Origin of the sequence: Methylibium sp. T29-B, from assembly GCF_000576225.1 — a bacterium.
Classification (GTDB): Bacteria; Pseudomonadota; Gammaproteobacteria; order Burkholderiales; family Burkholderiaceae_C; genus Methylibium; species Methylibium petroleiphilum.
Genome location: NZ_AZSN01000098.1, coordinates 1 through 13,978 on the forward strand (window position 1 = coordinate 1; position 13,978 = coordinate 13,978).

8 protein-coding genes and 3 pseudogenes are annotated in these 13,978 nt (G+C 70.5%); 5 read left to right on the forward strand and 6 right to left on the reverse strand.

The features are described from left to right. Window positions 1-494 (forward strand): annotated as a pseudogene (locus Y694_RS14720) (zinc-binding dehydrogenase); the annotation flags it as partial. On the opposite strand, the gene Y694_RS14725 reads toward Y694_RS14720, so the two are convergent. Together Y694_RS14725 and Y694_RS25995 are read right to left on the reverse strand one after the other, a co-directional pair. Next, window positions 484-1,407, reverse strand: a complete 924-nt coding sequence (locus Y694_RS14725; RefSeq protein WP_231497705.1) for an AraC family transcriptional regulator — start codon at window positions 1,405-1,407, stop codon at window positions 484-486. The pseudogene Y694_RS14720 and the gene Y694_RS14725 sit on opposite strands and share 11 nt — an antisense overlap. Beyond that, a complete protein-coding gene (locus Y694_RS25995; protein WP_231497706.1) occupies window positions 1,344-1,559 on the reverse strand; it encodes a hypothetical protein in 216 nt (71 codons plus the stop codon). Before Y694_RS25995 ends, Y694_RS14725 begins: the two co-directional genes overlap by 64 nt. 157 nt (window positions 1,560-1,716) lie before the next feature. Here Y694_RS25995 and icmF point away from each other — a divergent pair. From icmF to Y694_RS14745, 4 genes and pseudogenes are all read left to right on the forward strand, one after another. Then, window positions 1,717-5,006 (forward strand): annotated as a pseudogene (gene icmF, locus Y694_RS14730) (fused isobutyryl-CoA mutase/GTPase IcmF). A 34-nt stretch (window positions 5,007-5,040) separates the two neighbouring features. Continuing rightward, window positions 5,041-5,849, forward strand: a pseudogene (locus tag Y694_RS14735) (ABC transporter substrate-binding protein). A 137-nt stretch (window positions 5,850-5,986) separates the two neighbouring features. Then, on the forward strand, window positions 5,987-8,122 hold the full coding sequence (locus Y694_RS14740) for a PQQ-dependent dehydrogenase, methanol/ethanol family (RefSeq protein ID WP_011828505.1): 2,136 nt from the start codon (window positions 5,987-5,989) through the stop codon (window positions 8,120-8,122). A 19-nt stretch (window positions 8,123-8,141) separates the two neighbouring features. Continuing rightward, the gene (locus Y694_RS14745; protein WP_011828506.1) at window positions 8,142-8,828 is read left to right on the forward strand and encodes a glutathione S-transferase family protein; all 687 of its coding nucleotides are present in this window, start codon (window positions 8,142-8,144) and stop codon (window positions 8,826-8,828) included. A 47-nt stretch (window positions 8,829-8,875) separates the two neighbouring features. Here the strand turns inward: Y694_RS14745 and Y694_RS14750 are convergent, their stop codons facing one another. The 4 genes from Y694_RS14750 to Y694_RS14765 form a co-directional block, all read right to left on the reverse strand. Beyond that, a complete protein-coding gene (locus tag Y694_RS14750) occupies window positions 8,876-9,526 on the reverse strand; it encodes a glutathione S-transferase family protein (RefSeq protein ID WP_011828507.1) in 651 nt (216 codons plus the stop codon). A gap of 64 nt (window positions 9,527-9,590) precedes the next feature. Further along, the gene (locus Y694_RS14755; RefSeq protein ID WP_036233801.1) at window positions 9,591-10,331 is read right to left on the reverse strand and encodes an SDR family NAD(P)-dependent oxidoreductase; all 741 of its coding nucleotides are present in this window, start codon (window positions 10,329-10,331) and stop codon (window positions 9,591-9,593) included. Window positions 10,332-10,472: 141 nt separating this feature from the next. After that, entirely contained in the window at window positions 10,473-12,794 is a 2,322-nt protein-coding gene (locus tag Y694_RS14760) for an ATP-dependent DNA helicase (RefSeq protein ID WP_036233792.1), read from the reverse strand. After that, window positions 12,791-13,603, reverse strand: coding sequence for a hypothetical protein (locus Y694_RS14765; RefSeq protein ID WP_036233796.1), 813 nt, complete (start codon window positions 13,601-13,603; stop codon window positions 12,791-12,793). Before Y694_RS14765 ends, Y694_RS14760 begins: the two co-directional genes overlap by 4 nt. Between the last annotated feature and the right edge of the window lie 375 nt (window positions 13,604-13,978).

Sequence of the window (13,978 nt, forward strand, 5' to 3'; positions counted from 1 at the left end):
GCGGTCGCGCTGCTGGCCGGGCTGGGCTTCCGGGTGGTCGCGTCGACCGGGCGGCCGGCGGAGGCCGAGTACCTGCGCTTCCTCGGCGCCGCGGCGATCCTCGACCGGGCGGAACTGTCGTCGCCCGGCAAGCCGCTGCAGAGCGAGCGCTGGGCCGGCGTGGTGGACACGGTGGGCAGCCACACGCTGGTCAACGCCTGCGCGCAGACGCAGTGGCACGGCGCGGTGACCGCCTGCGGCCTGGCCCAGGGCAGCGACCTGCCCGGCACGGTGATGCCCTTCATCCTGCGCGGCATCACGCTGTACGGCATCAACTGCATGCGCGTCGACGAGGCCACGCGGCGCCTCGCCTGGGAGCTGCTGGCGCAGCATGTGCGCAGCGACCAGCTGGCGCAGATGACGCAGGAGATCGGCTGTCCGAGGTGATCGCCTATTCGCCCGGCCTGCTGGACGGCAAGGTGCGCGGACGCACCGTGGTCGACGTCAACCGCTGAGCAGTGCCGGGGCGGTGGCCGGCCGCCGCGCGGTGGCGTCGGCGCCCGGCGCCGACATGCCGTCGGCACGCAACGCGCGGTACTCGCCCGGCTGCGACCCGGTCCATTTCTTGAAGGCGCGGTGGAAGGCGCTGGGCTCCTGGAAGCCGAGCAGCGTGGAGATCTCGGCGATGCTGAGCCGGCTGTGGCACAGGTGGTGGATCGCCGCATCGCGCCGCAGGTCGTCCTTGGCGCTCTGGTAGGTGCCACCCTCGGCCTCCAGCCGGCGCCGCAGCGTCGACGGGGCGACGTGGAACTCGAGCGCCAGGTCGTCCAGCGTCGGCCAGCCGGCCTGGCCGCCTAGGCAGCGGCGCAGCCGGCGCCGCACGCGCGCGGTCCAGCTGTCGGTGCTCTTGTACTTGAGGAACACCGACTGCGGCGCCGAGCGCAAAAAGCTCTTCAGCGTGGCCTCGGTCTGGATGATCGGCGCCTCCAGCAGCGCGGCGTCGAACTCGATGGTGGTGCGTTCGGCGCCGAACGCCAGGTCTTCGCCGTACATCACGCGGTACTCGCGCGCTTCCTCGGGCAGCGCGTGGCCGAAGGCGATGTGGGCGAGCTGGATGCGCCGCCCGATCAGCCAGCACATCAGGCCGTGCAGCATCACCAGGTAGGTCTCCTCGGCGAAGCGGCGGTCGGCCGGGTCGGCGATGCGGTTGTGCAGCGTGATCACCGCCCGGTCGTCGTCCACCGCCAGCTCGCCGTGCAGGTCGTCGAGGAAGGCCGAGAAGCTGCGCAGGCAGCGGCGCAGGGCCCGGCCGAGCGTGCCGCAGTGCAGCACCGCATGGCACATCAGGGCGAAGCTGCCGACCTTCATGCGGCGCGCGTCGAGGCCGAAGAATTCGTCGTCGAGCTGGTGCGCGACGGCCAGCCACAGCGCCGCGAAGCCCGGGCCGGCACGCGCGCCTGGCGGTGGGCCAGCATCTCGGCCGGGATGCCGGCCGCGCGCAGCACCGCGGGCAGCGCCTCGGGTGCAAGATGCGCCAGCGCGGCCCGCACGAAATAGATCGAGACGGTGTCCTTGTCCATGTTCCGGGGGCCAGTGTAGGGCGCTGCCGCGGGTGGCAAAAACGAGCGCGGCACTTGACGGCTCGGGGCATGTCGCCGGCCCGCCCGCCCGCGGAAAATCAGGCATCGATCCCGGCCCGCGGACCCCCCGCCGGCGCCCGCAGCAAGGAGACCCGCGATGACCGACCTGTCCGCCGAGTTCAAGGCCCTGGCCGAGTACCGCCCGACGAACCGGGTGCGCTTCGTCACCGCCGCGAGCCTGTTCGACGGCCACGACGCCGCGATCAACATCATGCGGCGCATCCTGATGGGCATGGGCGCCGAGGTGATCCACCTGGGCCACAACCGCTCGGTCGACGAGGTGGTGACCGCGGCGCTGCAGGAAGACGCCCAGGGCATCGCGATCAGCTCCTACCAGGGCGGCCACGTCGAGTACTTCAAGTACATGGTCGAGCTGCTGAAGGCGCGCGGCGGCGAGCACATCCAGGTGTTCGGCGGTGGCGGCGGCGTCATCGTGCCGGCCGAGATCCGCGACCTGGCCGATAGCGGCGTGCGCATCTTCAGCCCCGAGGACGGCCAGCGCATGGGCCTGCAGGGATGATCGGCGAGATGGTGATGCGCTGCGACCGCGACCTGTCGCCGCATGCGCCAAAGACGCTGGACGCGCTGCAGGGCCACGCCGAAGGCGCCTGGCGCGCGCTGGCCCAGCTGATCACCGCGCTGGAGAACGGCCGGGCCGACCCGGCGCTGGTGCAGGCGCTGCACGCGAAGGCCCAGGCGTGCCACGTGCCGGTGCTCGGCATCACCGGCACCGGTGGTGCCGGCAAGTCCAGCCTCACCGACGAACTGATCCGCCGCCTGCGCCTCGACCAGGACGACGCGCTGCGCGTCGCCGTGATCTCCATCGACCCGTCGCGCCGCAAGAGCGGCGGCGCGCTGCTGGGCGACCGCATCCGCATGAACGCGATCGGGCCGTGGAGCCAGGGCCCGAGAGTCTTCATGCGCAGCCTGGCCACGCGCGACACCGGCAGCGAGATCAGCGCCGCGCTGCCCGAGGTGCTGGCGGCGGCCAAGGTGGCCGGCTTCGACCTGGTGATCGTCGAGACCTCCGGCATCGGCCAGGGCGACGCCGCCATCGTGCCGCTGGTCGACGTGCCGATGTACGTGATGACGCCGGAGTACGGCGCCGCCAGCCAGCTCGAGAAGATCGACATGCTCGACTTCGCCGAGTTCGTGGCGATCAACAAGTTCGACCGCAAGGGCGCGCCCGACGCGCTGCGCGACGTGGCCAAGCAGGTGCAGCGCAACCAGGAGGCCTGGAAGCAGCGGCCCGAGGAGATGCCGGTGTTCGGCACCATGGCCAGCCGCTTCAACGACGACGGCGTGACCTCGCTCTACCAGTCGCTGAAGCAGCGGCTGGCCGGCCTGGGCCTGCCGGTGCGCGAGGGGCGGTTGCCGGCGGTGAGCACGCGCCACAGCACCCACCAGACGCCGATCGTGCCGGGCGCGCGCGTGCGCTACCTGGCCGACATCTCCGAGACCGTGCGCGGCTACAAGCGGCACGCCCGCGAGCAGGCGCGCCTGGCCCGCGAGATCCAGCAGCTGCGGGCGAGCTCGCGCATGCTGCACGAGGCCATCCCCGACAAGTACAAGGCGCGCGACGCGCTCGAGGAACAGGCCGTGAGCCGCGAGGCGCGGCTCGACCCGCGCGCGAAGAAGCTGCTCGCCATGTGGCCCGACCTGCAGAAGGCCTATGCCGGCGACGAATACGTGGTGAAGATCCGCGACAAGGAGATCCGCACCACGCTCACCCACACCACGCTGTCGGGCAACAAGATCCGCAAGGTGGCGCTGCCGCGCTACGAGGACCACGGCGAGATCCTGCAGTGGCTGATGCTCGACAACGTGCCGGGCAGCTTTCCGTACAGCGCCGGCACCTTCGCGTTCAAGCGCGAGGGCGAGGACCCGACGCGCATGTTCGCCGGCGAGGGCGACGCCTTCCGCACCAACCGGCGCTTCAAGCTGGTGAGCGAGGGCATGCCGGCCAAGCGGCTGTCGACCGCCTTCGACTCGGTCACGCTGTACGGCCACGACCCCGACCTGCGGCCCGACATCTACGGCAAGGTCGGCAACTCGGGCGTCAGCATCGCGACGCTCGACGACCTGAAGGTGCTGTACTCGGGCTTCGACCTCACCAACCCCAGCACCTCGGTGAGCATGACGATCAATGGCCCGGCGCCGTCGATCCTGGCGATGTTCATGAACACCGCCATCGACCAGAACCTGGAGAAGTTCGCGGCCGAGAACGGCCGCGAGCCGACCGACACCGAGGCCGCCAAGATCCGCGAATGGGCGCTGGCCAACGTGCGCGGCACGGTGCAGGCCGACATCCTGAAGGAAGACCAGGGCCAGAACACCTGCATCTTCAGCACCGAGTTCAGCCTGAAGGTGATGGGCGACATCGCCGAGTACTTCGTGCACCACGACGTGCGCAACTTCTACTCGGTGAGCATCAGCGGCTACCACATCGCCGAGGCCGGCGCGAACCCCATCTCGCAGCTGGCCTTCACGCTCTCCAACGGCTTCACCTTCGTGGAAGCCTACCTGGCGCGCGGCATGCACATCGACGACTTCGCGCCGAACCTGAGCTTCTTCTTCAGCAACGGCATGGACCCGGAGTACACCGTGATGGGCCGCGTGGCGCGGCGCATCTGGGCGGTGGCGATGCGCGACCGCTACGGCGCCAACGAGCGCAGCCAGAAGCTCAAGTACCACGTGCAGACCAGCGGCCGCAGCCTGCACGCGCAGGAGATCGCCTTCAACGACATCCGCACCACGCTGCAGGCGCTGATCGCGATCTACGACAACTGCAACTCGCTGCACACCAACGCCTACGACGAGGCGATCACCACGCCCACCGAGGAGAGCGTGCGCCGCGCGATGGCGATCCAGCTCGTGATCAACCGCGAGTGGGGCCTGGCGAAGAACGAGAACCCCAACCAGGGCGCCTTCATCATCGACGAGCTGACCGAGCTGGTGGAGGAGGCGGTGCTGGCCGAGTTCGAGAAGATCTCCGAGCGCGGCGGCGTGCTCGGCGCGATGGAGACCGGCTACCAGCGCGGCAAGATCCAGGAGGAGAGCATGCACTACGAGATGCTCAAGCACACCGGCGAGTACCCGATCATCGGCGTGAACACCTTCCGCAACCCGCACGGCGACCCGACGCCCGGCCACATCGAGCTGGCGCGCTCCACCGACGAGGAGAAGCAGTCGCAGCTGCAGCGCCTGGCCGACTTCCACGCCCGCCACGCGGCCGAGTCGCCGGCGATGCTGGCGCGGCTGCAGCAGACCGTGATCGACAACGGCAACGTGTTCGAGGTGCTGATGGACGCGGTGCGGGTGTGCTCGCTGGGGCAGATCACCACCGCGCTGTTCGAGGTGGGTGGGCAGTACCGGCGCAGCATGTGAGCGGCGCGCCGCCCGGCGCGGGCCGGCCGCGACAATGAGGCTCATGCCCGCCCGCTTTCCCGAACGCATCGTCTGCCTGACCGAGGAGCCCACCGAGGTGCTCTACGCGCTGGGCGAGGCGCACCGCATCGTCGGCATCTCCGGCTTCACCGTGCGGCCCCGCGCGCGCGCCAGGAGAAGCCCAAGGTGTCGGCCTTCACCAGCGCGAAGCTCGAGCCGATCCTGGCGCTGCAGCCCGACCTGGCGATCGGCTTCTCCGACATCCAGGCCGACATCGCCCGCGAGCTGATCCAGCGCGGCGTGGAGGTGTGGATCAGCAACCACCGCTCGGTCGACGGCATCCTGGGTTATGTGCGCCGGCTCGGCGCGATGGTCGGCGCGGCGCACCGGGCCGAGGCCTATGCTGACGCGCTGGCCGCGCGCGTGGAGCGCGTGCGGCAGGCCGCCGCGCAGCTGCCGCGCCGCCCGCGCGTCTACTTCGAGGAGTGGGACGAGCCGCAGATCAGCTGCATCCGCTGGGTCAGCGAGCTGGTGGGCATCGCGGGCGGCGACGACATCTTTCCCGAGCGCGCCGTGGCGAGCCTGGCGCGCGACCGCATCCTCGCGACGCCCGACGAGGTGATCCCGCGCGCGCCCGACATCGTCATCGGCTCGTGGTGCGGCAAGAAGTTCCGCCCCGAGAAGGTGGCCGCCCGTGCCGGCTGGGACCAAGTGCCCGCGGTGCGCGACCGCGAGCTGCACGAGATCAAGTCGCCGCTGATCCTGCAGCCGGGCCCGGCCGCGCTGACCGACGGGCTGGACGCGCTGCACGCGATCGTGGCGCGCTGGGCGGCCCGGCACTGAGCCCGCCGGCGCGCGCGCCGCGTCGCCATGGATCAGGCGTTCAAGCCTACCCACCCGGGTGGAAAACTACCCTCGCGGGTAGTGGCCTGCGGCGACGCGGGCCGGGATCATCGCGCACGCCCAAGGAGACCTGCACGATGCACCGACGCCCCGCCCCCTCACCCGCAGCGCTGGTTGCCCGGCTGGTCGTGACCCTGAGCCTGGCCTGCGGGCTGTCCGCCCCGTCGGCAGCCGCCGGCACCGAGGTGAACGACGCGGCCCTGAGCGACCCGAAGCAGGGTGCGAACTGGCTGGCCTACGGCCGCAACTACAGCGAGCAGCGCTACAGCCCGCTGGCGCAGGTCCATGCCGGCAACGTGGGGCGGCTCGGGCTCGCGTGGTCGATGGCGCTGCCCGAAGACCGCTCTCTGCTGTCGACGCCGCTGATCGTCGACGGCGTCATGTACTTCACCGGCAGCTGGAGCAAGACCCGCGCGGTGGACGCCGCGACCGGCAAGCTGCTGTGGGAGTACGACCCGGAGTCGATCAAGCACGCTGGCGGCGAACGCCTGCGTGCCATGTGGGACTCCAGCCGCGGGCTGGCCTACTGGAAGGGCAAGCTGGTCATCGCGACCATCGACGGGCGGCTGATCGGCCTGGACGCGAAGACCGGCCAGAAGCTGTGGAGCACCCAGACCTTCGACCCGAAGCGACCGCTCTACATCTCCGGTCACCCGAAGGCCTTCCGCGACCTGGTGATCGTCGGCAACGGAGGCTCCGAGTTCGGCGCGGGCCGCGGCTTCGTCAGTGCGTACCACGTGGACAGCGGCAAGCTGGCGTGGAAGTTCTACGTGGTGCCGGGCAATCCCGCCGACGGCTTCGAGGACGAGGCCCAGGCGATGGCGGCCAAGACCTGGACCGGCGAGTGGTGGAAGCACGGCGGCGGCGGCCAGGTGTGGAACGGCCTCACCTACGACCCCGAGTACGACCAGATCCTGATCGGCACCGGCAACGGCGGTCCGTGGAACCGGAAGGTGCGCAGCCCGGACGGCGGCGACAACCTGTTCCTCTGCTCGATCGTGGCGCTGGACGCACGGACCGGCAAGTACAAGTGGCACTACCAGACCGTGCCCGGCGAGACCTGGGACTACAACTCCAGCATGGACATGGTGCTGGCCGACCTGAAGCTGCGGCCGGGCGGCGGACCGCGCAAGGTGCTGCTGCATGCGCCGAAGAACGGCTTCTTCTATGTCATCGACCGCAAGAACGGCAAGCTGCTGTCGGCCGAGAAGATCGCCAAGGTGACCTGGGCGACCGGCATCGACATGAAGACCGGGCGGCCGATCGAGGCCGAGGGCGCGCGCTACGAGGACGGCTCGGAGCTGGTATGGCCCAGCGTCTACGGGGCCCACAACTGGCATGCCATGTCCTTCAATCCGAAGACCGGGCTGGTCTACATCCCCAAGGTCGAACTGCCCGCGCTGTTCACCGACACGGGCGTGCGGATCGTCGACTGGCGCAAGCCCGAGAACTTCGGCCAGCTCGATGTCGCGGTCGACATCGGCCTGGGCAGCGACATCCCCAAGGACGCCGGGGTGAGCTCGCTGCTGGCCTGGGACCCGGTGAAGCAGAAGAAGGCGTGGGAGGTGGCCCAGCCGAACTACTGGAACCCCGGCACCATGACCACCGCGGGCAACCTGGTGTTCCAGGGCCGCATCGACGGCACGTTCATCGCCTACGACGCGCGCGACGGCAGGCAGCTGTGGTCGGTGCACGTCGGGTCCGGCATCAGCGCGCCGCCGGTCACCTACTCGGTGGGCGGCCGGCAGTACGTGTCGCTGCTCGTCGGCTGGGGCGGTGCCGGCATGTCGCTCGGTGGCGGCAGCTCGATGGCGCAGTACGGCTGGGGCTTTGGCGGCCAGACGCGGCAGTTGCTGACTTTCGCGCTCGACGGCAAGCTGCCGATGCCCGACGTGGGCAAGCCCGTGTTCGTCCGGCCCATCGTGCCGGCGGATTTCAAGCCCGACGAGAAGCTGGTCGATCGTGGCCGTGCGCTCTACGCCAGCACCTGCGTCTGGTGCCACAGCGCCGGCGCGGTGTCGGGAGGCTATGCGCCGGACCTGCGTGCCTCGCCGATGCTGCTGGACCTGAAGGCGTTGCGGACCGTACTCGAAGGCGCCCTGGTGCAGCGCGGCATGCCGAAATACCCCGACCTCACGGACGACGATCTCGTGGCACTCCAGCACTACGTGCGCAGTCAGGCTATCGTGACTTCACAGCCGACCCCGCCCTAGTCGGCACGGAGCGCACTGCATGATCGATCTCTACACCTCGGCCACGCCCAACGGCTGGAAGGCCAGCATCCTGCTCGAGGAACTGGGGGTGCCGTACACGGTGCATCCGCTGTCGCTGCAGAAGCAGGACCAGAAGACGCCGGCCTTCCTGTCCATCAACCCGAACGGTCGCATCCCGGCGATCGTCGACCGCAGTGCGGGCGACTTCGCGGTGTTCGAGTCCGGCGCGATCCTGATCTACCTCGCGGAGAAGCACGGCCGCTTCCTGCCTGCCGACGTGAAGGGGCGTTCGCTCGTCATCCAGTGGCTGATGTTCCAGATGGGCGGCATCGGTCCGATGCAGGGCCAGGCGAACGTCTTCCACCGCTACGCGCCCGAGAAGATCCCCTATGCCATCGAGCGCTACCAGAGCGAGACCAAGCGTCTCTACCGTGTGCTCGACGGTCGGCTGGCCGACCACGAGTTCCTGGCCGGTGACTACTCCATCGCCGACATCGCCAACTGGTCCTGGGTGTCGCTGTACGACTGGGCCGGCGTGAGCATCGACGATCTGCCGCACCTGCGGCGCTGGCTGGACACCATCGCGGCGCGGCCTGCGGTGCAGCGCGGCATCGTCATTCCCGAGCCGCTGCAGCTCGGCGGCGGCGGCGAGGCGGTGAAGAAGATGGCGCAGTCCATCCTCGTCTCCGCCCCGGGCACGGCCTGAAGCGACGCCCCCGCTGCTCCAGGCAACTTGCTTCTCGCGCGCGCGCTTCAGCCGCGCATGCCGATCTCCTGCCAGCCCGGCGACAGCGAGGCGGTGGCACTGGGCCGCGCGTTCATGCGCGCCAGCCACGCGGTCACGTTCTTGAGCGCCGGGTCGACCTGCAGGCCGGTGGACATGCAGAAGTCGAGGCAGCAGTACAGCACCAGGTCGCCCAGCGTGACGCGCTCGCCGCACAGGTAGGACTTGCCCTTCAGCAGCGTATCCACCAGCGCCACGCCGTCCAGGCCCTTGGCCTTGAGGCCGTCGGCGGCGTCGGGCAGGCAGCGCACGCGGTCCTTGAACAGCGGCAGCCCGGGCCCGAAGCGGAAGGCGTTGTAGAGATGCTCGCAGGCGTTGAGCTCGGCGCGCCGCAGGGCCATGCGCGCCTCGGCGCGTTCCACCGGCGTGTTGCCGATCAGCGCCGGCGTCGGGTGCAGTTCCTCGAGGTACTCGCAGATCGCCACCGTCTCCGCGATGACGCGGCCGTCGTCGAGCTCCAGGCTCGGCGTCTGGCCGGCCGGGTTCTTGGCGAGATACGGGTCCTTGCGGTTCTCGCCGCCGAGGATGTCGAAGTCCTGGAACGGGATCGAGATCTTCTTCTCGGCCATGAACATCCGCACCATGCGGGGATTGGGGCCAAAGGAATTGAGCAGTTTCAAGCGGGTCTCCTGTTGTGACGAACATTGACGATCAAGCGCGACACGGGTGTGCGCGCACGGGGGCTCAGAACGATTCCTTGTAGGGGCGCAGGTCGATCTCCTGCGCCCAGGCGCTGCGGGGCTGGCGGTGGAGCTGCCAGTAGGTCTCGGCGATCGCATCGACGTCGAGCAGGCCGTCCTCGCCGCGCTGCGCCACCATCTTCGGCATCACGCTGCGCAGGCGCTCGCCGTTGATGCCGCCGTCGATCACGACGTGGGCCACGTGGAGACCCAGCGGGCCGAACTCGCGCGCCATGCTCTGGCTCAGCATGCGCAGCCCGGCCTTGGCCGCAGCGAAGTGGGCGAAGCCCGGCTTGCCGCGCAGGCTGCCCGAGGCGCCGGTGAAGATCACCGTGCCGCGCCCCAGCGGTGCCAGGCGCCGCGCCGCCTCGCGGCCGACCAGGAAGCCGCCGAAGCAGCCGACGCGCCAGAAGCTCTCGAACTGCGCCGCGGTGAGCGTGCGGAAATCGATCACCTGGTTGTTGCCGGCGTTGAACACCACCAGATCGGCCGGTTCGCGGCCCGCACCCGGCGTCATGGCCAGGTCGAACAGCCGCTCGACATCGGTTTCCGAGGTGGTGTCGGTGACGACGGCCTGCGCGCTGCCGCCGGTCGCGCGGATGGCGTCGACCACCTGGCCGATCTTGGCGGCGGTGTGCCCCGCCGCGAGGACGTGGTAGCCCTCGGCAGCGAAGCGCCGGCAGACCGCGCCGCCCACGCCCTGCTCGACACCCACGCCGACGACGACGGCGGTTGGAAGGCCCATGCTGTTCTCCACCAATGAACTCGGTTGCGGGTTCAGGCGAATCTCAGCGGGCATGCTCGGTGCCTTGCCGTGCCGCTGCGCTCCTGGCGCATCGACCCGTTCGTCTGCCGATGCATTTTCCGCATCGGCCGGCAAACGGCACTACCCGAAAGGATAGGTTTTCGCTGGCAGGCGTTGGCTCGGTGTCAGCATCCACCAGGCCGGCAGCAGCGCCTGGACTTCGCGCCGTGCGTAGCGGTCGTCGATCAGGTGGACCACGCCGCGGTCCTCGGGCGTGCGGATCACCCGGCCCGCGGCCTGCACCACCTTCTGCAGGCCTGGGTAGAGGTAGGTGTAGTCATCGCCGGCGCCAAACATCGCCTGCATGCGGGCGCGGATCTGCTCGTTGACCGGGTTGACCTGCGGCAGGCCGAGTGTGGACAGGAAGGCGCCGATCAGGCGCCGGCCCGGCAGGTCGATGCCCTCGGAGAATGCGCCGCCCAGCACCGCGAAGCCGATGCCCTGGCCCGCGTCGGCGAAGCGCGCCAGGAAGCGCTGCCGTTCGGCCTCCGGCATGCGCCGCGACTGGCGCCAGCTCGGCAGCTGAGGATGGCGGACGGCCAGCCGATCGGCCACCTGCTCGAGGTAGTCGTAGCTGCTGAAGAAGGCGAGGTAGTTGCCCGGCCGCGCCTCGAATTCGCGGGCGATCAGCGCCACGATCGGGTCCAGCGAGGCCGCGCGGTGCCGGTAGCGGGTGGAGATGTGGCGCGCGATCTCGACCCGCAGCTGGCCGGGCTGGAACGGCGAGACCACGTCGATGACGGCGTGGTCGGCCGGCAGGCCCAGCAGGTCGGCGTAGTAGTGCCTGGGCTGCAGCGTGGCCGAGAACAGCGTGCTCGTGTGGGCCGCGGCCAGGCGCGGCGCCAGGAAGGGCGCCGGCACCAGGTTGCGGATGCACAGCGTCGACGGCGCGGCGCGGCGCGCCCCGGCGCCGGCCGGCGGCCGGGTGACATCGAGCAGCGAGTGGGTGTCCAGCAGTTCGGCGAGGCGCAGCAGTTGCAACGCCTCGAAGTGGAAGGCCCGCAGCGCAGTGTCCTGCGTCTGTGGATGCTCGGCGTCGTGCTCGCCGATCGCGGCACAGGCCAGTTGCAGCGCGGCCTTCAGCGGCACGGGGAAGGCGGCATGCACCTGGTAGGGCAGCGATGGGCCCCGGTCGAGGGCGGCCCAGCAGCGGCGCAGCTTGTCGAGCGCCTTCTTCAGCGCCGGGACGGTCTGCGCCGTGACGGAGCGGCGGGCCTCGGCCAGCGTGTCGGGCCGCAGTTCGGCGCTGTACATCCGGCGTCCGCGCTCCACCAGGTTGTGTGCCTCGTCGACCAGCAGCCCCACCCGCCACAGGTTGGCCTGCGCCAGGCCGTGCAGCAGCGCGCCGAGATCGAAGTAGTAGTGGTAGTCGCCCACCACCACGTCGGCCCAGCGCACCAGCTCCTGGCTCAGGTAGTAGGGGCAGACCGTGTGCTGGCGCGCCACCTCGCGCACCCGGTCCTGCTGCAGCATCACCGTGCTGCCGCACGGCGCCAGTGCTGCGGCACGGGCGTCCGGCAGCCGGTCGTAGAAGCCGCGGGCGAGCGGGCAGGACTCGCCGTGACAGGCCTTGTCGGGGTGCTCGCAGGCCTTGTCGCGGGCCACCAGTTCCAGCACCCGCAGCGGGCCGACGGCCAGGCGCGCCAGCGCGTCGAGCGCGAGCTGGCGGCCCGAGGTCTTGGCGGCCAGGAAGAACAGTTTGTCCAGTTTCGCCCCCGGGGCCGCCTTGAGCAGCGGGAACAGCGTGCCCAGGGTCTTGCCGATGCCGGTGGGCGCCTGTGCGAGCAGGCAGCGACCGGCGTTCGCCGCCTTGTAGACGGCTTCGGCCAGCGGGCGCTGGCCGGCGCGGAAGCCGTCGAAGGGGAAGGCCAGCGCTTGCAGTGCGGCGTCGCGTGCGCCGCGATGTGCCAGCTGCTGCTCGGCCCAGGCCAGGAAGCGCTCGCACTGCTGCTCGAAATGCTGCCGCAGCTCGCCGGCGCTGCAGCGCTCGGTGAACACGGTCTCCTGCTGGCTGCCGATGTCGAGGTAGACCAGCGCGATGTCCAGCGCCGCCAGGTCCTGCTGTCGGCAGAGCAGCCAGCCGTAGATCTTGGCCTGGGCCCAATGCAGCTGGCGGTGCGAGGGCGGCTGGCGGTCGAGCCGGCCCTTGTGGGTCTTCACCTCCTCGAGCCGTTGCCGCGCCGGGTCGTAGCCGTCGGCGCGGCCGCGCACCCGCAGCGCGCCGTGGTCGCCCTGCAGGCTGAGTTCGGTCTGATAGCCCGGGCCGCGGCGCGCGGCCACCAGCGCGTGGCCGGCCATGCCTTCCAGCGCGCTGGGCGCGGGCGTGAAGCGCAGGTCGAGGTCGCCCTGCTTGGCCGCGAACTCGCAGAGCTCGCGCACGGCGACGGTGTAGCGGCGATTCACGGCAGGCTCGCTCCGGCATCGCCCAGCAGAGCCTGCGCGCCGTCGATGTCGCTGTCGCTGCGCAGCGGCGTGGCCCGGGCCAGCGCCAGCCAGACCGCGAAGGGCAGCGTGCAGCGGGCGTGGCGCGCGGGGCGCAGTTGCTCGAAGTGACCGTCTTCCAGGTCGCCGTGCAGCACCCAGACGCCGAAGGCCTCGGGGATTTCCTCGGGCTGCGCCACCGCCACCGGGAACACATAGTGGCACTCGCTGCACAGCCACTGGTAGGCCTGCCGTTTGGCGGCGTGCCGCAGGTCGGACAGCAGATCGGCCCGCGTCGCCTTCACCTCGTGGACCATGGGCTGCAGATAGGCCTCGACGCTGGTGTTGCGCACCGAGTAGAGGTCGGGCCGCGCGATGCGCCACACGCCGGCGGGCGCGGCGTGGCCCGTGCCGGGGTCCTGCCACAGCGTGGGCACGGCGGGGGGTTGCTCCGGCACGGGCGGCTCGGGCGGTGGCGCGTCGATGGCGGCGCGCAGGGACAGCTCGCGCCAGACGATGCGGCCCGCGCGCATCAGGTGCTCGGCGAACTTCTGTGCCAGGCGGTCGTGCGCGCCGAGTTCGCGCGCGCCACGCCGGCGCGCATCGGCCAGCACCTCGATGCCGGCGGCGGTGAGTCGCAGCGTGTCGCGGCCCTCGGGCGTGGTGTGCACGCAGAGCCATTGCGCAGCCAGCAGGTCGAGCTCGATGCCGTCCCGGCAGGGCCAGCCCGCCGAGCGCCAGATCTGCAGCAGGCGGGCACGGTGGTGGCGTGTCAGGCGCGGTTCGGCCATGGAAGGGGAAGCAGGAGGGGGCGAAAAGATACTGTTCGTAAATACAGTACCACGCTTCTCGTCGCGGCCGGGTAAACGAGGGCCGCGTTCGCCTTGACAGCGGCGCGATGCGCTCGCTACTCTACCGACCGATCGGTACAGTTTTGTGTGAACCCCTGTGCGCACCACGCGCCATGACCCGCCGCCGGGGCCTTTGCGTCCGGGCGATCGACGAGGAAACACGACCATGAAGAATTCGAACACGACCCGACTGATGGAGGCCGCCCGGACCGAACTGCAGGTGGGCCGTTCCCTCACCCACGACCCGGGGCGGCGGGCCCTGCTGGGCCGCTCCGCCACGGCGGTGGCGGCCGGCGTGACCGCGCTCGCCGCCGG

Coding starts and splice junctions, on each gene's coding strand:
- Y694_RS25995 (WP_231497706.1), bottom strand. CDS start 1,559: ATGGACAAGGACACCGTCTCGATCTATTTCGTGCGGGCCGCGCTGGCG.
- Y694_RS14755 (WP_036233801.1), bottom strand. CDS start 10,331: ATGGGCCTTCCAACCGCCGTCGTCGTCGGCGTGGGTGTCGAGCAGGGC.
- Y694_RS14740 (WP_011828505.1), top strand. CDS start 5,987: ATGCACCGACGCCCCGCCCCCTCACCCGCAGCGCTGGTTGCCCGGCTG.
- Y694_RS14765 (WP_036233796.1), bottom strand. CDS start 13,603: ATGGCCGAACCGCGCCTGACACGCCACCACCGTGCCCGCCTGCTGCAG.
- Y694_RS14745 (WP_011828506.1), top strand. CDS start 8,142: ATGATCGATCTCTACACCTCGGCCACGCCCAACGGCTGGAAGGCCAGC.